Source organism: Sediminibacillus albus (assembly GCF_900101125.1).
GTDB lineage: Bacteria > Bacillota > Bacilli > Bacillales > Amphibacillaceae > Sediminibacillus > Sediminibacillus albus.
The window spans coordinates 1,186,678-1,208,193 of sequence record NZ_FNFL01000001.1 but is presented as its reverse complement, the minus strand read 5'-3'; the positions used below and the strand labels follow the sequence as shown (position 1 = coordinate 1,208,193).

Below are 21,516 nucleotides of genomic sequence, written 5' to 3'. Positions count from 1 at the left end.
AGGTGGAAGCGTGGTGACACGTGCAGCTGACGGATACTAATCGATCGAGGACTTAACTTAAAACAAAGCAATAAGCGTGTTCGTTGATGTCTTTCCTTCTTATCTAGTTTTGAAGGTGCAAACTTTTGATTTACCATTTAGGAAGTTCTGTTAAAACCGTTCACTTCCTATGAACGACACAGAACGACCTAAGTCCTGTAGGTCTGGTGGCAATAGCGAAGAGGTCACACCTGTTCCCATGCCGAACACAGCAGTTAAGCTCTTCAGCGCCCATGGTAGTTGGGGCTTTGCCCCTGCGAGAGTAGGACGCCGCCAGGCAAAAACAAAACACCCTTTGAGAGATGATTCTCTTGAAGGGTGTTTTTTATATGCAAAACCGGAATAGGAAATAACCATGATCAGGGGTACACCGCTCAATTTAAAGTAGATATAATGATAACTATCTGAATATCAAATATATAAAATGAATGCAATAGGAAAAATGACCTAAAATGCCGAGTAGACGTTTATTGACAGTAGCCCCTGGGAATGAGAATTATAAATATCACAAAGGAGGTATTTTCATGGAACACGGTAAGGCACTCGGTATGAAAGCTTTAATGGTATTGCCAATAATGTGGATTATCATGACTTTAATATTTGATATCTCTTTCTGGAGTACCACTGTCCTAGGTATTATACTAATCGCTGCAGCCTATGCATTAGGTGACGTAATGATTTTTCCGCGGACAAGTAACATGATTGCAACAATTTCAGATTTTGGTTTAGCATTGGTTGTGCTTTGGATAGGACTCGCAGTAATCGGAGCAGGAAGTACCTTTTTACCAGCACTTGTAACAGCAATAGCAATTGCTGCAGGAGAATGGTTCTATCATAAGTGGCTGCTGAAAAATGACTTAGCCCCTCTTAGGGAAAATAGACGCTTGTCAGAAAATTACTAAACAATGCTCGCTCCCTTAAAAGAAAAAATGAATAAAAAGCCTTGGCTCTATAAAGAACCAAGGCTTTTTATATTTAATAAATCGAACACGTTGCTTCCCACTCAGCCCTATACATTTATCGATCCATTGGCCTGACTTTTCGGGGCAATGTCCCTTTGATCTTATAGCAAAGAAAACCAGTGGTATATAATCTTATGGGAACCTTCCTCCGTATTTTGATTTATCCACACAGCCTGCGTATTACTTTTGAAAAGCCATGCTGGGTGATAAAATTAAATAAGAACTTTACTGTACACAGACAACTATGAAGAGAGGAAGAATATATAAATGGGCGATTCAATTATAGATAAGCACCCGAGTTATACTTGGATACCGGGGAAAGGAAGTATGAGATTTGAGGGCCAGGATGTAATTATATTCTGGATTGAAACAGCTATGAAATCTTTTTTGGACACAATCGAAGAAGTGTCTGGTGATGCTGCTGCCAACATAGTAATGGAAACAGCTGGATTCCGCATGGGGAAGATAGTTAGTGATTTCTTTAAACAAGACAGCATAGAAAATGTAGTACATTCACTGCCAGAGATATATGCTGCCGCTGGCTGGTGCGAGCTGGAAATTGTCGATTTTTCCGCGGAAAACGAAACAGCATTAATCAGGATGAAAAACAGCTGGGAATATAAAGTGAATAAGTTGCAGAGAAAAGAGAAAATGGGAACATTTTTAGCTGGCCATTTTGCAGGAACTTTAACAGGTTTGTTTAATCGGAATACCAGTTTTTCAGTGGTCAAAAGCCAACTTACTGGCGATGAGTATGATGAAATACGCTATTTCCCTTCTAATGGGTCGCCCATTAAAGATATACATAGCTTTATTAGACAGAACGAACAAGATGAAATACAACGACTGGAACGGAAGGTAGAAGAGAGAACGGAAACGTTGATGAATCTAGTCAAAGAGATATCATCTCCGCTGATTCCCGTTTTGGATGGTATTGTAGTAATGCCGCTTATCGGAAAGTATGATGAAGCTCGTGCTGATGACCTCTTTAAACGTACCATGGAAGAATTGCCTGCGTATGAAGCGAATTTTTTAATCTTAGATGTTACCGGGCTTGACAGTGACATTGACGCTTATTCCATTTCCTTGCTGCAAAGCCTTACCAACTCATCCAAGTTACTGGGCACCAAAAGTGTAATTGTAGGTATCTCCCCAAAATTGAGCATGAAATTGACAGAGTCTAATATAGAAATGCAGGACATTGATTATTTTTCCACATTAAAGCATGCAATCCATTTTGCTTTAGCCCAGGAAGGCAAGCAAATTATCGGGTGATAGGAGGAGCATAAATGAGCAAGGTCAAGTTGGAATTATCACAAGGAGAGTACCAAAAGCTGATCGAAATGGCTTATTTGGGAAATTGGTTGGTCAATGCACATCGCAATGAAGAAATAAAAGAATACAGTGATTTGGAGAAAAAGATTTTTTCTAATTATAAGGAAGCGGGCATGGAGGATGAAGTGAACCATTATCCTGATTTAGATGATATGTATGAATTTGAAAATTCCTATGAAGAAAAGCTTCATACATATATAAAGGATTATGAGGATTATAACTTTTGGGAAGAACTAACATATCGACTTGCCAATCGGGATTTATTAAGAGAACTAGGACCGGTAGGCAAGTTACAGAATAAAGATATAGAAAGAAGATTGGAGCTAGCTGAGAAGTATGAGGATGAGTTTGTCAAAAACGGCTTAAAAAATGTGAAGGTAGGAAAGTAGAAATCCAGCGCCCTGTATTAGGACGCCGGTCTATAGAAAAGATGAGAATTTATTCGCTTGACTGTGTAGTATTAAAAAACATTTTTTCATCCTTGGATTCCGTTTTATCTTTGGTTTGACGTTTCATTTCTTTGCCCATTTTTCCGTCCGATTCATAGCTTAACTTGTAGTCCTGCTTTTTCTTCATTTTGAAAACTCCTTTTTACCAGTAGCCTTGCCAAATCTAAAACTACTATTCATGTTTGTCAAAAGGATTAGTGGAAGCGAAGAAAGAAAGGAAATCAGAACAATGCTGCAGCCAATACCCGATCATTTGCAAAAACAGTTAAACGTGTTGTTTGTTGGTTTTAACCCAAGCCTTAAATCTTCGGAAACCGGCCATCACTATGCAAACCCAAATAACCGGTTCTGGACAATTTTATACAGGGCTGGACTGACCCCTAGAAAATTAACAGCTGCAGAGGATGTTCGTCTCCTTGACTTTGGGTATGGGCTTACGAACATTGTGTCGAGGCCAACCAAAGAAGCTGCAGAGATAACAAAGCAAGAGTACCAACAAGGAAGAGTAGAATTAAAGAAAAAAATAGCGTATTATCAGCCGAAAGTCGTTTGCTTTGTCGGGAAAGGCGTTTATCAGCAATACAGTAAGAGGCGGAAGGTGTCCTGGGGTGTTCAGGAACAATCTGTAACCAATGGGTGTATTGAATTTGTTGCTCCTTCTTCTAGTGGGCTGGTAAGAATGAAGATGGAGGAAATCGTTGATATTTATCGACAGTTAACAAGCTTAATTTAGGTTGAATGGAGGGAACTATCCGTGGAACTAGCAATTGTCACAGGTGTTTCAAGAGGACTCGGAGCTGCAATCGCTGAGCTCATGCTGGAGAAAGGGACAGCGGTTATGGGACTGGCCCGGCAGGAAAACAAGCATTTACAAAAGGTGGCTGAAGACAACTCGACAACATTTGAATCCAAGAAGTGTGATCTAAACAATCTCCATCAAGTGGAAGCGATATTTACAGAGATAGCAAATAAAGCTTTTAATGGTATGTATCATAAGGTTTATCTAATAAACAATGCAGGTGTCGTTAATCCTGTAGATACTGCCGGCAATTATAGCGTGGAAAGCTTGAGCAACCATGTGAATGTTAATTTAACAGCTCCTATGGCCACGTCTAATTTGTTTCTTCACCAAGCAGCAGCGTCGAGAACTGAACTTGTAGTTGTCAATGTCACTTCTGGCGCGGCGCAACGGTCTGTTTACGGGTGGAGTGCCTATTGCAGTACAAAAGCGGCGCTTAATCGTTTTACAGAGACAGTCGCCCTGGAGCAGGAGGAACTAGGCACTCGCTGCAAAGCGATCTTATACGACCCAGGCATAATGGATACAGAGATGCAGGGGACCATCAGATCTTCCAGCGAGGAACAATTCAAGGATGTGGAGAACTTTAAACAATATAAGGAAACGAATAGTTTAAGAGATACAAAAGTTGTTGCTGAAGCTCTGCTTAACTTCCTGGAAGAAGGAGAGGACTTGGTGAACGGCAAAATTTACAGTATTAAGGATTTATATTAAATAATTCTGATTGCTGGTATAGAAGCACAGTCGTGTGAGCTTGGATATGCCCGATTTATCAAGCTGACGACTGTGCTTTTTTGCGGAAAATTTGGGAAATCCATCTTTAAACGTTTGAAAGCAGGTTAAGTAAGGAAAAAGACTTATATACCATATTTGTTTTTTTAGATTGCTTATAAACTTAATACATCAGGAAAATTCGAATTTACTGCTTAGTAGTCTAATTAATGAAAACAACAGAAAGGAGATCATTCATGGCTCTAAATGTTGCCCAAAAATTAATCAAGGACCACTTAGTTTCAGGAACGATGGAACCAGGGGAAGAAATAGGCTTGAAGATTGATCAAACATTAACACAGGATGCTACCGGGACATTAGTAATGCTGGAATTAGAAGCGATGGGGATTGATCAAGTAAAAACGGAAGCGTCTGCCCAGTATGTTGATCATAATTTGATCCAGGCAGATCATAAAAATCCCGATGATCATCTATTTCTTGAAAGTGCTACCAGAAGATTTGGCATACATTTTAGCAAACCGGGAAATGGTGTAAGTCATCCAGTCCATATGCAGCGGCTTGGCAAGCCAGGAAAGACGATGGTTGGATCGGATAGCCATACATGCGCAGCAGGGTCAATTGGAATGCTTGCTATGGGAGCAGGCGGAATGGAGGTTGCTTTGGCAATGGCCGGCCAGCCATTTTATGTAAAAATGCCAAAAGTCTGGGGCATTGAACTGACGGGCGAGCTGCCAGACTGGGTAAGTGCAAAGGATGTCATTTTGGAATTGCTTCGCAGACATGGTGTAAAAGGCGGGATCGGAAAAATTATTGAATTCCATGGTCCGGGAGTTAAACAGCTAGGTGCTATGGACCGTCATGTTATCGCCAATATGGGAGCGGAACTTGGCGCCACGACGACAGTGTTTCCATCTGATGAAGAGGTAAAGAAGTTTTTGGAAATGGAAGAAAGAGGAGAAGATTGGACTGAGCTCAAAGCAGATAAAGGAGCCGTTTATGACTTAGAAGAATCAATTAATCTGTCTGAGCTGGAACCATTGATTGCCAAACCTTCCAGCCCCGGGAATGTTGTTCCTGTGAAGGAAGTTGCCGGTGAACCAATTTACCAGGCGTATATTGGTTCTTCTGCAAATCCGGGCTACCGGGATTTTGCAATTGTTGCCGAAATAGTAAAGGGAAAAAAAGTTTCCAACAGTGTTTCCCTAGATATCAACCCAGCTTCCCGGCAGCTGCTCTCGGATTTAACCAAATCAGGCTTACTGTTTGAGCTCATCCAGGCAGGCGGCAGATTGCACCAGGCAGGATGCAATGGCTGTATTGGCATGGGCCAGGCACCGGCAACTGGCAGAAACAGCTTACGAACAACACCGAGGAATTTTCCCGGACGGTCAGGAACAAGGGAGGATTCAGTATTCTTGTGCAGCCCGGAAACTGCTGCAGCCTCCGCTCTTTACGGCAAAATAACCGATCCTCGCGATTTGGAGATGGATTATCCACAAGTGAGTATTCCGGAGAAGCCGACCATTAATAACGAATTGTTAGAGGAGCCGCTGCCGTTAGAGGAGGCAAGGGAGATAGAGTTAGTGAAAGGGCCAAATATATCAAGTATTCCAGAATTCGATGCCCTTCCAGATGAAATGGAGCTTCCGGTGCTATTTAAAGTCGGTGATGACATTTCAACAGATGAAATATTGGCCGGAGGCGGAAAAGTACTCCCGTTCCGGAGTAACTTAGAGGAAATAAGCAAATTCACTTTTGAAATTTTAGATGGGACTTATTATAAGCGGGCGTTGGAGATTCGCGAACAGGGCGGTCATGTAATCATAGGCGGTACGAATTATGGCCAGGGATCAAGCCGTGAGCATGCTGCTTTGGCACCGAGGTATCTCGGATTACGTTTTGTGGTAGTTAAGGACTATGCTAGAATTCACTGGCAAAATCTCGTTAATTTCGGAGTATTGCCGCTAGAGTTTGTTAATGAAGAAGATTACGATATCTTGGAACACGGTGATATTCTATCCGTGAAAAATCTTCATCAGACATTGCCTAACACAAACAAATTAGAGATAGAAGTAAAAGGAAAAGGGCCGATACAAGCAAAGCACTCCCTATCACCACGCCAAATTGAAGTAATGCTCCATGGCGGCCTAATCAACTGGGTAAGAGAAGGAGAAGCAAGAAATAGTTAACAAAAGCGGAAGCGACCGATATTGACTTATCGTACGAGGCGGGGGAAGTTCCCAAGTCGCTGGGAGCAGAAGCTGGATGAACAAAAGCGGAAGCGACCTGCTTCAAAAAAATTGCTAAAAGGAAAGCCGGTCTCCGGCTTTCCTTTTAATATTTAGTCAAATCTGCATGGTGTTCGTGGATTTGCAGTGTCAGCAATCAATTGTGCTACTTGCTCATATGTATTTCGGGCGGGGGAAAGTTCAGGTAATCGGTCTTTTTTGAAAAAAGCTGCCTTGCTAGTTTCAAGTCCTCCAGACAACCTTCCATCCTTTCTTTCACAATAGATAAATAATTTATAAACATGGTAAGGCATTGAAGGGTGGTTATGATTTTTCGTATCATAGACAGCCAGCATTCTTACAGGGGTGACTTTTAATCCCGCTTCTTCTAATGTTTCCTTGGCAGCCACTTCACCTGGCGAAAACCCGACATCTCCCCATCCTCCTGGTAATGCCCATTTACCATCCGATTTTTCCTTAACGAGCAATATTCTTTCCTGTTCCACGATCACTGCACGTATATCGACTTTTGGTGTTTGGTAACCCGTTTCATTTGTGAACAGTCCAGTCAACTTGTCGATCGGCATATTCGTGTATTCGCCCATAATTTCCTTGCTGATTTCTCTTAGTCTTTCATACCGCTCTTTATCATAGGCATCTTTTGTATAAGTAATTCCTGCTTGCGATAAGGCCTGGATTTCTTTCGCCCACGACAGCCACCTTGGTTCCATTGCTTCACCTCCGGATAGAATCTTGTTATTAGTTTATCATAGATAAAATCAGCGAAGGCTGTTTCTATCGTTCATCGATTGACATAGTTTTAAACACATTAGCGATTAAAATGGTCATATACCCAATTTTTATAAATGCCCTTCCGACTTCCGTGGTGCTACATACTCTATAGTACATCGGAAAAAGGAGGGATTGTTTAAATGAGTTCAGGAGCAGGTTATGGATATGGTTCAGGATTTGCGTTAATTGTTGTGTTGTTTATTTTGCTTATTATCGTAGGGTCATCATGGTTCAGTGGTGGTGGCTATGGCGGAGGATACGGCTATTAATTTCCGCTGTACAATATAGATACAAACAAGCAGAGGTATCCCGATTTAGGGGTGTACCTCTGCTTATTAATTCGTTCGGCTAGGCAGGATTTGGAGAATCAATAAAACATATCATTAATTCCTCATCCATATATTCCCCATTTTCCTTGATGGCGTTAGGTTCTACTCCATAACGGGAAAAGCCTGCTTTCTCGTATAGCTTTTTTGCGGGGAGATTTCCTGCAACCACACTAAGCTCTAATTGTTCAATTCCTATAGTATAAGCTTCTTCCTGTGCTTTACGTATTAGCTGAAAGCCGACATTATGCCTTCGTGCTTCACTGGAAACATACATAGCAAGAATATCGGCCTTATGGGCAGTTTTAGCGTGTTCATTCCGCAGCATGGTTACTATTCCGACCAATTGATCAGCAAGGTATGCGCCGTATGTATAATTGTTAGCCGCTTCCAGTCGGGATTGAATCGTTTGAATCGGGTCTTTTTTTTCCACTGCCGCTTGATAGCTGGTGAGGAAAGCCTCAGGGTTTTTTTGTAAGGCCTCCAGGCGCAGTTCCCAATAATCTTTGCCGTCTTCCTTGCCAAGTCTTTTAATTTCCATTTGTAACCCCCACTTTGTAAAATATATATAACTTATAATTGTTTTATTTTAACATCCCCCACCTGCAAAATTACATGTTTTCTATTGCTTTTATATTATTTTCAACTGATTTTACGGGAGATGAATCCCGTGGTAAACTTTAATATGGCTTTACACTAACAGCATGCCAACCAAGAGAAAGGCATAAATTATTTTATATAATTGGTTATTCCCCGGGCTTTGCGGGCTGTTTAACCACATGATAAAATAGATGGAGAAGAAAGGAAGTCTTAGATGATTACACGTAAAAGTAAAAGAGAAATTGAGAAAATGCAGGAAGCAGGCAAATTGCTGGCATCCTGCCATAAAGAGATAGCAAAAATGATAAAACCAGGCATTACAACAATGGAGATTGAAAACTTTGTAGAAAAATACTTGGCTGAACACGGAGCCACCGCGGAGCAAAAAGGATATAATGGTTATCAGTTTGCTACCTGCGCCTCAATCAATGATGAAATCTGCCATGGTTTTCCCCGGGAAGATAAACTTTCAGATGGGGATATCGTCACTATCGATATGGTTGTCAATTTAAATGGAGGACTTGCCGATTCTGCTTGGACATATGCGGTCGGAGACGTAGATGAAAAAGCGAAACGATTAATGGAAGTAACAGAGAAATCATTATATAAAGGGATTGAGCAGGCAGAAGTGGGCAAACGTATCGGTGATATCGGGCATGCCATTCAAACGTATGCTGAGGCGGAAGGTTTTTCCGTAGTGAAGGACTTTACCGGTCATGGGATTGGACCTACCATCCATGAGGACCCCCATATCCCCCACTTTGGGGAAGCAGGGAAAGGCCTTCGCCTTAAAGAAGGTATGGTAGTAACTATCGAGCCCATGCTGAATGAAGGTAGTTGGCACAGCCAAATGGACACAAATAATTGGACAGCACGGACGACGGACCAGGGCCGCTCTGCTCAATATGAGCACACCGTAGTGATAACTAAAGAGGGGCCAAGAATTCTTACTGGCCAAGACGAAATCTAAGAGAAAGCAGCATGCTTTCTCTTTTTTTACATAAGCTGCAGTGCTGTTAGTGAAAGGAGATATAAATATGCGGGTAATATCAATATGTCCGAGCAATACGGAACTGCTTGATTATTTAGGGAAAATAGACCACTTGATCGCTGTTGATGATTTTTCTGACTATCCGGATTCTGTAAACAAATTGCCAAGACTTGGTCCGGATTTGTCGATTGATATGGAAAAAGTCGCTGCATTAGAGCCTGATCTCGTGTTAGCTTCTTTAAGCGTGCCAGGAATGGAGAGCAATATTAAAGCATTAGAAGAAAAAAAGCTTCCTTTTCTCGTGTTAAATCCTAATACTCTAGAGGAAATTGCCGAGGATTTGCGAACAGTGGCAGAGGCCTTAGGTGATAAAGACCTGGGGGATGAAAAAGCTGGACAATTTAGACAGGAAGTCCATTTTTATGAGGCTGCAGCCGATAAAAGGAGTCAGCGGTTTTCCCTTTATTGGGAATGGTGGCCGAAACCAATATTTACTCCGGGCCGCAAAAACTGGCTGACCGAAATCAGCCGGCTTTCCGGTGGCTGGAACATCTTCGAAACAGAGGATGCCGCCAGTATCCAAACCGATTGGGAGGATGTCAGGAAAAGGAATCCTGAACATATTTGTATGGTGTGGGTAGGAGTGGAAGAGAAAAAAATGCGGCCGGAACTAATCAGAAAACGGCCAGGCTGGGAAAATGTTGATGCGGTCAAAAAAGACAACATCCATATCCTCCCGGAATCTCTATTCTGCCGACCATCTCCGCGGCTGCTGGTCGGTCTGGATAAACTGGAGCAAGTACTGAAAAAAAACAGCTCCCTATAAGGAAATAGGGAGCGTAAATCAGATAATAGTAGCGGTTTATGCCTTTTCTTTGCTGGTATTTCCTTTAATGATAATTGTCATTATTGGACAAAGCAGGCAAAAGAAAGCGAAGGGCAGGTAAGTTAATACTGGGACCCCTAGAACATCAGCAAGGAAAACACCGCAGACACTCCAGGGAACAAGTGGATTGATCACCGTTCCGGCATCTTCTAGGGTGCGTGATAACTTCTTTCTGGAAATCCCAGCCCTGTCATAAACTTTTTTGTAAGTTTCTCCTGTCAGCAAAATCGATAGGTATTGCTCGCCAATCAAGATATTTGCACCAATTGCTGTAAAAACAGTAGTCAAAGTGATGGAGTGTAAACTAATCAGTTTTTTCTCGATGGTTAATAAAAGCGATGGAATAATGCCTGTGACAAATAATAATCCGCCCAATCCCAATGCCAACAGTACCAAAGAAATTGTGAACAGCATGCTTTCCATCCCCCCTCTGGTTAAAAGTCCATCGACACTTTCCACGCCTGTATTCGATGAATAGCCGGCAAACCAACTATTCCAAATAGCAATCCAAGAAAGATTCCCTTTGAATCCAGCGATCAGGGCAGCAGTTAAACTGCTGGCAGCAAGTGTTACAAAAGCCGGGATTTTGAACAGGGTGAATCCGATTAACAGAAGCAAGGGAATCCAGGCACTCCAATGAAGAAGGCCGGATGCCTGCAAGCCTTGTTGGTAATTTTCCAATTGGCCGGCATCTATTTGTTGACTAGGCGATAAGGCCGCGAACAGGACAAACGTGACCAGAAAAGCGGGCAGGGTGGTCCATGCCATATTCTTAATGTGGCTGAACAAATCCACTTCTACTATGGTGGAAGCAAGATTGGTGGTATCTGACAAGGGAGACATTTTATCACCAAAAAAGGCTCCGGACACGATGGCTCCCGCAGAAATTGCCAATGATAAATCCATTGCTTGTGCCATCCCTATAAAAGCTACTCCGATTGTTGCGCTTGTAGTTAGAGAACTGCCTAAAGCTGTACCAATGATAGCTGTGACAACAAATACAATCGCGTAAAACCAAGTTCCTCCGATCAAGCGGATCCCCGTATCCATTAGCATCGGGATTGTACCGCTTACCATCCAGCTGCTTATTAAGATACCAATCAGTAAAAATAGGAAAACAGCGCCAACCCCTGCTGTAGCTCCCTTGATCAGTCCTGTTTCCAGCTGGGAAAAAGGTAATTTTTTGACCAGCCCGTATGTCATAATGTACAGAATTGCGAGTATTAATGGGAGGTGCGGAACTGTTTCAAGCTTAATAATAAAAGTACTTATTAGAGCGATGACTGTGAGCAGTAAAAATAATGCTTCCTGCCACGATAATGATTGCTTTGGTTCTATTTGAAACATGGAAATGCTCCTTTCCTTACAAAATATTTAAAATAAGATACAAAAAAACTCCATCCCTGAAAGGGACGAAGTTTGACTCCGCGGTACCACCCTAATTGATGAAATTCATCCAACTCAACATGAATCGCCTGAACCGATTTTGTAATTCAACTCTGTCCTGCCCGGATTTTCACCAGCCATCCGGTCTCTAACAACTGCACGGCAAAGAGTCTACTTTGAAATCTGCGATTAATTATTAGCAATGTGTTTCCGTGAATAATACAATAAAGCTTGTCACGCTGTCAATAACTATGAGATAAATATAGTAATCTCTTTTTTTACCAATACATTTTTTTAAATGAAAATAGCAGGAGTGAGCATATCCCTATGACATCCAAAGCAATGGAGAAGGAACAAGTGTCTGTCCGCCTTTATATGATTAAAAGAGGCATTTCTAAGGGTTTTCCAATTATGTTAGGATACTTGCCAATTGCTCTGACATATGGAGTCTTAGCAAAACAGGCTGGCATGGCTGTCTGGGAAATAACGCTGATGAGTGTGCTGGTTTTCGCAGGAGCAAGCCAGTTTATGGGTGCTAACATGATTGCCATCAGCGCAGGGGCGGCTGAAATTATTATTGCTACATTCGTCCTTAATTTCCGCCATTTTGTCATGAGTTTTTCGTTTATGAATAGGATTCGGGAATTCGGCGTAGGGTGGAAAGTCCCTCTTTCGTTAGGGTTGACTGATGAAACGTTTTCTGTTGCTTCCTTGCATCCTAATGAAGCAAAACAAGAGAAAGGAATGTACTTTTACGCCGCTTTAATGCTGACTGCTTATGCTTCCTGGGTTGGTGGTTCCTTTTTAGGGGGAATCATCGGTGATATTATTCCCGAAGCATTGAGCCAAAGCATGGGGATTGCCTTATATGCCATGTTTATCGGCTTACTGCTGCCAAGCGTTAAAAAAGAAGTTAAAGTGGGGCTGATTGCAGTTCTTGCTATGTTAATTAATTTTATTTGCAGTCAGTTTGTAAGTAATGGCTGGGCAATTGTTACCGGCACCCTTGTCGGTGGCTTAAGCGGGATTTATTTCCTGAAAGGGGGAGAACAGTGATTTTATTGATTATCGTTGGTATGTCGCTTGTTACCATGATTCCGAGGGTCATCCCTGCTTATATCGTCGACAAATTACATTTTCCAGAATGGATGAACAGCTGGCTGAATGCTATCCCTTATGCAGCTCTGGGTGCGTTGATATTTCCTGGAATTCTTTCCGTCAAACCGGATGAACCGCATATCGGCCTGCTGGGAGGAGCAGTTGCAGTCATTTTAGCCTTATGTGGGTTAAATATTATCCTGGTCGTCCTTGGAGCTATTGCCGCTGTTTTTTTACTAACAATTTAATTATCACAACCGAGGGGGAGAAGCATTGTTTCAGATTAGAAAAGCCGATTTAACCGATGCTGAAAAAATTGCTAATGTCCATGTCAACAGTTGGAAAACGACCTATTCCGAGTTAATTAATGAAAAGGATATGTCCAATATTACTTACGAAAACCGGAAAGCGCTTTGGGAAACAATATTGAAGATGCCCCAGACTGGCCAGCCGGCGCTCGTTGTTGAAAAAGAAGCGGACGGAGAAATTATTGGCTTCGTATCAGGGGGAAAGGAACGGACGAAACGGTTCGGTTACGATGGTGAGATATACGCTATTTATTTGCTCCCTTCCTATCAAAGGCAGGGGATCGGCTCTAAAATGCTTGCTGCTTTTACAGAAGAAATGGTCAGGGAGGGATATCAATCGATGCTCGTGTGGGTACTGACGCGAAATCCTTCCAGCAACTTTTATGCCAAGCATGGGGCACGCCAGATTGACAAGGAAGAGACCACTATCGGAGAAGGTACATATCAAGAGTCAGCCTATGGATGGAAAAGCATTGAAGAATTAGCTGAAAAACTGCGACATAAATAAACAATAATATAGCGCAGGAAACATAAAATAAACGACCAGACAGTCAATGGTACTGCCTGGTCGTTGTTTATGAAACTATAAAGGTTGGGGTGGGGCAGGCTCGATATGAATATGGGCATGCTGAATGTCATGCTCCTCTTCTAACAGGTTTTCAATACGAACGGTAATTTCATGGCTTTCTTTTACATCAAGCCTTGGATTCACATAAATCGTGACCTCTACGAGGGTTTGGTTACCGTGTAACCGTCCTTTTATATCTTTAACTTCTTCCACTTCTTCGTCGCTTGCGATACTGTCTTTGATTTGCATTAACTCCTCTTTATCAAAGCCATCCGTTAATGTATGAGTAGCATCGCGAAAGATGTTCCAGGCTGTCTTGCAAATAATCAGCCCAACAATCAACCCAGCAACCGGATCGAGCCAGAATGCCCCGAATTGGGCGCCGACAATACCGGTAAACGCTCCGATACTTACTAAGGCGTCAGATTTATTATCCTGGGCAGCCGCATACAGGGATGAACTCTTTACCTTCTTGGAAAGATTTAAATTAAATCGATAGACTGCCAGCATAATCACAGCACTGCCGATTGCAGTCCAGGCTGTGAGCATGCTTGGCTGTGAGTGGGTATTTTCTATAATTTTTTGAAAGGTATTCAAGATTACTTGAAAGCCGACAGTAACCATAATAAAAGCAGCTACAAGCGAGGCAATTGTTTCTGCACGGAAATGCCCGTAATGGTGGTCTTCATCCGGAGGTTTTCTTGAAATCCGCAGTCCGATTAATACGGCGATAGATGCAACGACATCCGTTGTATTATTCAATCCGTCAGCCCTTAAGGCATCAGAGCTTCCGACAGATGCAATGATTAATTTAGCAAGAGCCAGGATTAGATAAGCAGTAATGCTGATCCATGCACCTCGTTCTCCTCTTTTTAAATTTTCATATTGACCCATGTCTATTTTTGCCTCCGCTTCTTAGGCTTTTCCAGCAAACATAGCTTACCAAACAAAACTTCAATAAGTCTAGAGAAACAAAACTTGATGTAGGCACCAAAATTGCCGGCATTCAACTTTTTTTCATTACTGAAATGTAAATAAAGGTTCAACGACCATGTATTTGCTTGCATAGGATTAATTTTGTGCAAAATCGGGTAAAGAAATACTAAGCATTCATCATTATAGTTTTTATTATATTAAGGGAGTGAGAGCATGTATCGTGAAACGATTATTATTGAGGGTTCGGTAGATGGGATGCGCTTCTCCAAACCAATATTACTCTCCTATAATCCCAACCAAGAAACAGTAGAAGAAGCAATCATTAACTTTTATAACAGTCAGGCTGCCACTTTTGACGAATTGGCTGTCCAAAGAGGATGGGGAGATTGTTACTGGACTTTTCCATCCTACAGTAAAGTAGTATAGAAAGCATAAAAGAGGCAGAGCATCGGCTCGCCTCTTTTTTATTCCAAAGGCTGGTAACCCCACTGATGACCTTGAGGAGTCAGACTGTATTTGAACATGGATAGTACAAATTAGAGGCTTACTACAAAGTAAGCCCGGGAATAGATATACGTGCATACTCTCTTTTATAAAGAGAATAATATTTTTTAACATAAAGAAAGGAGCATTAACATGGTGAAACTGGGAATTTTTTATTATAGTTCGACTGGCACCAATTATCAACTTGCACAATGGGCAGAAGCTGCAGCAAAGGATGCAGGTGCAGAAGTAAGAGTACGTAAAATCAAAGAGTTGGCACCTGAAGAAGCAATTGCTCAAAATCCGGCTTGGAAAGCCCACTATGAGGCAACCAAAGATGTTCCTGAGGCTACTAACGATGATCTCGATTGGGCTGATGGATTCATTTTCAGTGTACCGACCCGTTTCGGTAATGTGCCAGCACAAGCGAAGCAATTCATCGATTCAGCTGGGGGGTTATGGGCGGAAGGAAAATTGGTCAACAAAGTTGTCAGTGCTATGACTTCCGCACAAAACGCCCACGGCGGTCAGGAAGCCACTACATTGAACCTGTACACTACAATGTTCCACTGGGGAGCTATTATCGTCGGACCAGGCTATACCGATCCTGTTACGTTTGCAGCGGGAGGAAACCCATATGGTATCAGTGTCAGTGTCGATCAAGACGGAAATATGGTTGAGGACGTAGAAGCTGCCGTCAAGCATCAGGCTAAAAGAACGGTAGAGGTAACCAAAAAGATCGCCCAAAACTGATCCACTAAAGAAAAAAAGCCCACCCCTTATCGAGGAGAGGTGGGTTTTTTTAGTTGGAGGCGTCCAATCTTATCTTTGCATGAAATGTCACTATATAGGAAAACATGAAAGGAGAGTAAATGTAGAAAGGAATACTACTGATGAATTCTACCAACCAACCTCACCATCAGGAAAGTGAAGTGCATGAAAAAAGGTGGGCAATTGTTTCTCTGGCATCTATACCGCTTATTATGACGTTAGGGAATTCTATGCTTATCCCAGTATTGCCGTTAATGGAGAAAGAGATGGATATCTCTAAACTGCAATCAAGCTATATTATTACTGTTTACTCTATTGTTGCCATTTTTTTCATACCTTTAGCCGGTTTTCTTTCAGACCGGTTTGGAAGGAAGATTGTTATCCTGCCCTCCCTTGCTGTAGTGGGTGTCGGCGGCCTGATTTCTGGATATGCTTCCTGGAAAATCGATGACCCGTTTCTGTTTATCCTGCTGGGCAGAATTTTGCAGGGGATAGGCACTTCTGGAACTGCCCCTATTGTACTGCCCCTCGTAGGAGATATGTTCCGCAGAGAAGAAGATGTCAGCTCTACGCTCGGGTTAATTGAAACATCGAATACGTTCGGCAAAGTACTTAGCCCGATATTAGGAGCGATACTTGCTGGTGTTATTTGGTATCTCCCTTTTTTTGCTATCCCGGTTTTTTGTCTAATATCAATGGTTCTAATTTTTTTATTGGTAAAAAAACCGAAGAATGATGAGAAGGGGCCTAAGTTCAAAGAATTTCGGGCAAACACAAAAAAGGCTTTCCAAGAGCATGGAGGATGGCTGACGGCCGTGTTTGCCATCGGAGCTATTTTAATGTTTATCTTGTTTGGAATTCTTTTTTATTTATCGAGTGTTTTAGAAGACCATTACCACTTCACAGGAATAAAAAAGGGTTTTTATTTAGCCGGCCCATTAGCGGCATTGTGCCTGGCGTCCTATATTACGGGGAGAGTGATTAAAGACGACCTGGTCAAAATGAAGTGGATTACTTTTTCAGGTATATTGTTGTCTGGCCTTGCAGTAATTGCTGTCCGTTTTTCTGATCAATTTATTTATCTGCTGATGGTATTTCTCATTTGCGGTATTGGAATTGGGGCGGGTCTCCCTTGTTTGGATGCCCTTATTACGGAAAGCATAGATAAAGGGGTAAGAGGGACAATTACTTGCATTTATAGTTCAGCCCGATATCTAGGGGTGGCGGCAGGACCGCCGGTAATTGCCTTACTGATGAAGGTCGACTTGACTTGGATGGTTGTTTTGTTGGCGAGCCTCGCTGTTGTCGCTGCGTTGCTTTCATTTAAAGCAATCAGGCCGGAAGCAGATCAATCTGGCTAAAGTTAAGAAAGCTTGGTAGCTGCTAAATCAAAGCATACCAAGCTTTTTTTGGCTGATAAACGTTTGGTTAAAAGAAATCCAGGGAATTATTTAATAAATATTCAGAAAATTGTTGCGTTATTACTCATTTTCTAGGATAATAAAAAAAAGGAACAAGGGGGCGTGTTCCATGAAAAAGCATAAGATCAATTACAGATTACAGGCTTTTGGAACCAATAGGAAAAGTAAAATCGTAGCCAAACGTGAAATATCCTATGAAATTAAGCTTGCGACTAAATTACTTCTCGACGAATTATGTTTTAACTGGAACAAATCACACTTAGAAGCTCAAATTAACCATTCCATTGATGCTAGTGACAAAGAAGCCTTTCTTGCTTTAAGTAAACAATATCAATCTTTTGTAAGGGAGTAACCGTTACAAAGTATAGGAATCCTTGCCGCTGCCTGGCAAGGATTTTTTTGTTATTTGATATCTATTTCATTCATGGGGGTGCCTTTATCGCAATGACAATCCATTAATTTTCCATATTTCGAGAGCGTCCAAATCCGAAAAATTATGTTACACTTTATAGATGAGAGCTATAATCAACAAGAAACGAAGGGATAATCATGAAGTTAAAAGCATTATTAATAATAACCATCATAAGTGCAGGGTTACTCGGCTGCCAAGAGGACGAACCAAAGTCTGGTTCGGATAATCAGGGAAGTGAAACAGAATTGGATGATAAGCAGCAAGCCAGCCAGGATCCGAAAGAAGGCGAAGGACAGGATGAGGATGGCGAAAATGAAAATAAGGAAACCGATAAGTCGGGAGAATCTGAAGATGAGAACGATGAGGGCAAGGAAGGAATCGTAACTGTTGATAATCCAGAAAGCCTGCAAGTTCTTGTTAATAAACAGCGTAAATTGCCGGATGGATATGAACCGCCAGATTTAACTGCTCCTGATGTACCGTTTTATTTTGAAGAGGATTTGGAGAAAAGATATATGCGTGAAACAGCAGCTTCTGCTTTGGAAGATTTATTCCGTGGCGCAGAGCAGGCTGGCTTGGATTTGGTTGCTGCCTCTGGCTACCGCTCTTATGAACGCCAGAAGCAAATATACCAGCAAAATGTCGAGAGCAGGGGTCAGGAAGAGGCGGATAAGTTTTCTGCCCGGCCAGGCACCAGTGAGCACCAAACTGGCCTTGCCATGGATGTAACATCTGCAGAAGTTGCCTTTGCATTAGAGCAGACATTCAAACAAACAGATGAGGGACAATGGCTGGCAGACAATGCCCATAATTATGGTTTTATTATCCGTTATCCAGAAGGAAAGAGCGATATTACTGGATATAGCTACGAGCCTTGGCATCTTCGTTACGTAGGTAAGGATATTGCTGAAGAAATATATAATCAAGATATCACGTTAGAGGAATACTTCGATTGATGCACAAAGGCGTCCCGGCCAGCCGGGACGCCTTTTCTATTCTATCGCTGTTGAACTGTTTAAAACTGCGGGTGTCCAACCGTAGAGGATCCAAATAAAGAAAAAAGCACGACCGAAAACAGCCACTTTGGGAGGGTCCCTCTCTAACAGCAATTCATGCACCTTTTCCAAAATACAGGGAAGCTGTCCAGCAACAAAACGGGAATTGTGCATATAACCATGATAAACGCATAATACAGTAATAATCTACTTGGATACTTATTGCTAATTTAACGAAGTAACAAGAAGTTTAAAGCAAGAACGTTGGAAAAAATACAATATCTTAATATGAATGCGGGTTTTTTTTGTTATGCTTATACTAACTAATGGAAAAGGGAGGGAAGGGAGTGGAAAGAAAACCAGTAAGAAGCTGGCTTCTGTATGACTGGGCCAATTCCGCTTTTGCCACAACCATAATGGCTGCTATATTACCTGTCTTTTATTACGACGTAGCCGCCAAAGGACTTGAAGAAAATGCAGCGACAAGCTATTGGGCTTATTCACAGTCGATTGCAGTATTGATCGTCGCCGTAATGGCCCCGGTATTAGGAGCGATCAGTGATTATTCTGCTGCCAAGAAGAAGTTTCTTCGTTTTTTTGCTTACATGGGGATGATTGCCAGTGTTTTGCTGGCATTTGTCGGAGAAGGGGACTACTTATTTGCCTCGCTTCTGCTGATTGTAGGAACGATTGGTTTTTCAAGTGGAAATGTCTTCTACGATGCTTTTTTACCTGAAGTGGCCAAAGGCGAGGATATTGATAAAATATCAACTAGAGGCTATGCGTATGGTTATATTGGCGGTGGGCTGCTTTTGGCAGCCAATGTGATCATGCTAATTAAGCACGATTGGTTCGGTATTCCGGATCAGGCTGCCGCAAGTCAAGTAGCATTTGCCACAGTTGGTATCTGGTGGTTTATTTTTTCCATTCCGCTTTTCAAAAATATTCGGGAAGAGCAGCCGGTCAAGCGGGAACGAACGCAGTCTTATGCAATGATAGGTTTTAAACGGGTGGGCAATACATTTAAAGAAATCAAGAAGTTCCGGCAATTATTGATTTTTTTATTGGCATTTTGGCTTTATAATGATGGTATTTCGACGATTATTAAAATGGCTACCATCTATGGGAAAGATATTGGAATCGACACAAATTCCTTAATCACCGCTCTTTTAATTACTCAATTTGTCGGCATTCCCTCTACATTTATGTTTGGCTGGATCGCTGGAAAAATTTCCGCGAAAAAGGCTTTGACAGTTACACTATATGCGTATGTTGGCATTGTGATTTTAGGGTTTTTCATGAGTACTGCTCTGCACTTTTATTTACTTGCGATTTGTGTCGGATTAGTACAGGGAGGAGCCCAAGCGTTAAGCCGCTCTATCTTCGGCAGGATGGTTCCCGATGATCGACATGCGGAATTTTTCGGTTTTTATGGTATTTCTTCCAAATTCGCAGCTGTTTTTGGGCCATTTGTATTTGGATTTGTTGGGCAGGTTACAGGATCAAGCAGATTTGGTATCATTTCATTACTGATATTTTTTATCGCTGGTATCCTTTTGTTGAAAATGGTGAATATCGACAAAGGAATGGCTCAAGCAAAAGAACAGACAAACGATGAATTGAAAGTCGAAGTAGTGTCTAAATAAATGGAAAGAGCCGGCAGCGGTAATTAGCTCTGCCGGCTCTATTATTATATAAACCCCGATGCTCCAGCGGTGCAGTCCACCCCATACGCCGCAAACCTGGCACTTTCACTTTTGAACGTCTAGTTCCAGTGCCCAGCGTCTAGTGGGCTTCCTGCTCCTCCGTCCGATAAGTCAACATCGTCGCGCTGCTCCGTGTTTCCTTTATCTCCTACGGTGCAGTCCACCCCATACGCCGCAAACCGGGCACTTTCACTTTTGAATTTTCATACGATTGGGTTGCTGTGTTTATTTCTTAGTTTGGAACTCAGGGGTTTGCCTGTATCATAGGAAATATTGTCAATTAATGCTGTTAATTTGGCTTCTTTTGATTGGGCTGGCTCTTTCCAATAGCTGAGTACTTCATTCATAATCTCTATTCCTTCGTTCCTTGCTTTATCATATAATTGCAAAAAGCTTTCCTGGGAAGCTTCTTTTGTGGCTGGATGAAACCAAGTGTCATTGCCTTCGTTCAGGTAATCTATATCTGTTTCTACCGGCCGGTGGGAAAAGGCTGAAACTAATGAAGGAAACAAGGAGTTCTTCCACCCATTTGGATCATAAAGGATTCTAAGGGCCAGCTTCATATCACGGTAGGAATGCTGGATATACTTTTCAGGAATTCCTGCGGTACTTTGCTTGTAGTGTTTTCTGATTGTGTTGTCCAGGAAGTCGGCAACTGTCTGGTCCATCCGGTTACCGGCGTCGATTTCCTTATACACGGGTGCTTTCCATGTTTTTAAATGGCGAAGCTTTTCTGTCATCAGTGTATCAATGATTACTTCAAGCCTTTGATGGTTATGTCCGTCATAGCCTGCTTTGTAGTGTATATACGGGTGAGCATTCCGGTCAAGAATATGATGCGTTACGAAGCCAAAAACATAGGCCTGTACTTCTGAAGAAGCTAGAGTAGCTTGGCAGATTAAGTCGATGAGGAATTCTCCACATTTCTCCGTGTGCAGTACGGTCCCAATTTTATTGACGTCTGATTCTTTTTTCCAAGGCCAGAAGTTATGGTAAAAAAATGGATCCGGGCCCTGTGCACCTAAATTCATGTATACTTCCTGCTGTATGTAGGGAGTATTCTTTTGTAATGAGTCAGCAATTTCTTCGCAAAATAAGATATGTGTCCAAATGTTCGGCAAGTTTTTCCCCTCCTGTCAGGTACATCTCTATTTAAAATATTATATAAGATGATATGGCTTAATAGAATGGACAATTATTGAATTTTGTGTCGTTTCTGAGAAGTGGGGGAAAAAAAGAGAGCCTTGAATTCAAGGCTCTCTTACCACTTTTACTACATTGGCTAGATTAAGC

The 21,516-nt window shown here is 41.9% G+C and carries 24 protein-coding genes and 1 rRNA gene; 19 read left to right on the top strand and 6 right to left on the bottom strand.

Annotated elements, in window-relative coordinates:
* The first annotated feature begins 202 nt into the window (after positions 1-202).
* The 4 genes from rrf to BLR93_RS06235 all read left to right on the top strand — a co-directional run bounded on the left by rrf (position 203) and on the right by BLR93_RS06235 (position 2,725).
* Positions 203-318, top strand: a 5S ribosomal RNA gene (gene rrf, locus BLR93_RS06250).
* 245 nt (positions 319-563) lie between these two features.
* Entirely contained in the window at positions 564-941 is a 378-nt protein-coding gene (locus BLR93_RS06245; RefSeq protein WP_175559259.1) for a DUF2512 family protein, read from the top strand.
* 327 nt (positions 942-1,268) lie between these two features.
* On the top strand, positions 1,269-2,276 hold the full coding sequence (locus BLR93_RS06240) for an STAS domain-containing protein (RefSeq protein ID WP_093212231.1): 1,008 nt from the start codon (positions 1,269-1,271) through the stop codon (positions 2,274-2,276).
* 14 nt (positions 2,277-2,290) lie between these two features.
* Positions 2,291-2,725, top strand: coding sequence for a hypothetical protein (locus tag BLR93_RS06235; RefSeq protein ID WP_093212229.1), 435 nt, complete (start codon positions 2,291-2,293; stop codon positions 2,723-2,725).
* Positions 2,726-2,774: 49 nt separating this feature from the next.
* Here BLR93_RS06235 and BLR93_RS17965 read toward each other — a convergent pair whose 3' ends face one another.
* Entirely contained in the window at positions 2,775-2,912 is a 138-nt protein-coding gene (locus BLR93_RS17965; RefSeq protein ID WP_175559258.1) for a hypothetical protein, read from the bottom strand.
* Positions 2,913-3,017: 105 nt separating this feature from the next.
* Between BLR93_RS17965 and mug the strand changes: the two genes are divergently transcribed.
* The 3 genes from mug (at position 3,018) to BLR93_RS06220 (ending at position 6,505) form a co-directional block, all read left to right on the top strand.
* Complete coding sequence (gene mug / locus BLR93_RS06230) at positions 3,018-3,518, top strand: G/U mismatch-specific DNA glycosylase (protein WP_093212406.1); 501 nt, start codon at positions 3,018-3,020, stop codon at positions 3,516-3,518.
* A gap of 21 nt (positions 3,519-3,539) precedes the next feature.
* On the top strand, positions 3,540-4,298 hold the full coding sequence (locus BLR93_RS06225) for a (S)-benzoin forming benzil reductase (RefSeq protein ID WP_093212227.1): 759 nt from the start codon (positions 3,540-3,542) through the stop codon (positions 4,296-4,298).
* 254 nt (positions 4,299-4,552) lie between these two features.
* A complete protein-coding gene (locus BLR93_RS06220) occupies positions 4,553-6,505 on the top strand; it encodes an aconitate hydratase (RefSeq protein WP_093212225.1) in 1,953 nt (650 codons plus the stop codon).
* 152 nt (positions 6,506-6,657) lie between these two features.
* Here the strand turns inward: BLR93_RS06220 and BLR93_RS06215 are convergent, their stop codons facing one another.
* Complete coding sequence (locus BLR93_RS06215; protein ID WP_093212223.1) at positions 6,658-7,275, bottom strand: NUDIX hydrolase; 618 nt, start codon at positions 7,273-7,275, stop codon at positions 6,658-6,660.
* A gap of 201 nt (positions 7,276-7,476) precedes the next feature.
* On the opposite strand from BLR93_RS06215, the gene BLR93_RS06210 reads away from it, so the two are divergent.
* The gene (locus BLR93_RS06210; protein WP_093212220.1) at positions 7,477-7,605 is read left to right on the top strand and encodes a YjcZ family sporulation protein; all 129 of its coding nucleotides are present in this window, start codon (positions 7,477-7,479) and stop codon (positions 7,603-7,605) included.
* Positions 7,606-7,684: 79 nt separating this feature from the next.
* On the opposite strand, the gene BLR93_RS06205 is transcribed toward BLR93_RS06210, so the two are convergent.
* Complete coding sequence (locus tag BLR93_RS06205) at positions 7,685-8,203, bottom strand: GNAT family N-acetyltransferase (RefSeq protein ID WP_093212218.1); 519 nt, start codon at positions 8,201-8,203, stop codon at positions 7,685-7,687.
* Positions 8,204-8,476: 273 nt separating this feature from the next.
* Here BLR93_RS06205 and map point away from each other — a divergent pair, with 273 nt between their 5' ends.
* Positions 8,477-9,232: a type I methionyl aminopeptidase gene (gene map / locus BLR93_RS06200; RefSeq protein ID WP_093212216.1), complete on the top strand. Its 756-nt coding sequence runs from the start codon at positions 8,477-8,479 to the stop codon at positions 9,230-9,232.
* 67 nt (positions 9,233-9,299) lie between these two features.
* Positions 9,300-10,079, top strand: a complete 780-nt coding sequence (locus BLR93_RS06195; protein WP_093212214.1) for a cobalamin-binding protein — start codon at positions 9,300-9,302, stop codon at positions 10,077-10,079.
* A gap of 36 nt (positions 10,080-10,115) precedes the next feature.
* Here the strand turns inward: BLR93_RS06195 and nhaC are convergent, their stop codons facing one another.
* Complete coding sequence (nhaC, locus tag BLR93_RS06190; RefSeq protein ID WP_093212212.1) at positions 10,116-11,486, bottom strand: Na+/H+ antiporter NhaC; 1,371 nt, start codon at positions 11,484-11,486, stop codon at positions 10,116-10,118.
* 366 nt (positions 11,487-11,852) lie between these two features.
* Between nhaC and BLR93_RS06185 the strand changes: the two genes are divergently transcribed.
* Genes BLR93_RS06185 through BLR93_RS06175 form a run of 3 tightly spaced genes read left to right on the top strand, consistent with a single transcriptional unit; the run spans position 11,853 to position 13,439 of the window.
* Positions 11,853-12,581 (top strand): AzlC family ABC transporter permease, encoded by a 729-nt coding sequence (locus BLR93_RS06185; RefSeq protein WP_093212210.1) that lies wholly within the window; start codon positions 11,853-11,855, stop codon positions 12,579-12,581.
* Entirely contained in the window at positions 12,578-12,871 is a 294-nt protein-coding gene (locus BLR93_RS06180; RefSeq protein ID WP_093212208.1) for an AzlD domain-containing protein, read from the top strand. Before BLR93_RS06185 ends, BLR93_RS06180 begins: the two co-directional genes overlap by 4 nt.
* A 25-nt stretch (positions 12,872-12,896) precedes the next feature.
* A complete protein-coding gene (locus BLR93_RS06175) occupies positions 12,897-13,439 on the top strand; it encodes a GNAT family N-acetyltransferase (RefSeq protein ID WP_093212206.1) in 543 nt (180 codons plus the stop codon).
* 75 nt (positions 13,440-13,514) lie between these two features.
* On the opposite strand, the gene BLR93_RS06170 is transcribed toward BLR93_RS06175, so the two are convergent.
* Positions 13,515-14,393, bottom strand: coding sequence for a cation diffusion facilitator family transporter (locus tag BLR93_RS06170; protein ID WP_093212204.1), 879 nt, complete (start codon positions 14,391-14,393; stop codon positions 13,515-13,517).
* 255 nt (positions 14,394-14,648) lie between these two features.
* On the opposite strand from BLR93_RS06170, the gene BLR93_RS06165 reads away from it, so the two are divergent.
* From BLR93_RS06165 to BLR93_RS06140, 6 genes are all read left to right on the top strand, one after another.
* Positions 14,649-14,861: a hypothetical protein gene (locus tag BLR93_RS06165; RefSeq protein WP_093212202.1), complete on the top strand. Its 213-nt coding sequence runs from the start codon at positions 14,649-14,651 to the stop codon at positions 14,859-14,861.
* A gap of 204 nt (positions 14,862-15,065) precedes the next feature.
* Positions 15,066-15,671 (top strand): NAD(P)H:quinone oxidoreductase, encoded by a 606-nt coding sequence (gene wrbA / locus BLR93_RS06160; RefSeq protein WP_093212200.1) that lies wholly within the window; start codon positions 15,066-15,068, stop codon positions 15,669-15,671.
* 140 nt (positions 15,672-15,811) lie between these two features.
* Positions 15,812-17,050 (top strand): MFS transporter, encoded by a 1,239-nt coding sequence (locus tag BLR93_RS06155; RefSeq protein ID WP_093212198.1) that lies wholly within the window; start codon positions 15,812-15,814, stop codon positions 17,048-17,050.
* Positions 17,051-17,219: 169 nt separating this feature from the next.
* Positions 17,220-17,462: an IDEAL domain-containing protein gene (locus tag BLR93_RS06150; RefSeq protein WP_093212195.1), complete on the top strand. Its 243-nt coding sequence runs from the start codon at positions 17,220-17,222 to the stop codon at positions 17,460-17,462.
* 197 nt (positions 17,463-17,659) lie between these two features.
* Positions 17,660-18,478 carry a M15 family metallopeptidase gene (locus tag BLR93_RS06145; protein ID WP_093212193.1) on the top strand — a complete coding sequence of 273 codons (819 nt, stop codon included), beginning with the start codon at positions 17,660-17,662 and terminating at the stop codon, positions 18,476-18,478.
* A 386-nt stretch (positions 18,479-18,864) separates the two neighbouring features.
* Positions 18,865-20,163 carry an MFS transporter gene (locus BLR93_RS06140; RefSeq protein ID WP_245690072.1) on the top strand — a complete coding sequence of 433 codons (1,299 nt, stop codon included), beginning with the start codon at positions 18,865-18,867 and terminating at the stop codon, positions 20,161-20,163.
* A gap of 263 nt (positions 20,164-20,426) precedes the next feature.
* Here BLR93_RS06140 and BLR93_RS06135 read toward each other — a convergent pair whose 3' ends face one another.
* Complete coding sequence (locus BLR93_RS06135) at positions 20,427-21,344, bottom strand: zinc dependent phospholipase C family protein (RefSeq protein WP_093212190.1); 918 nt, start codon at positions 21,342-21,344, stop codon at positions 20,427-20,429.
* Positions 21,345-21,516 lie beyond the last annotated feature (172 nt).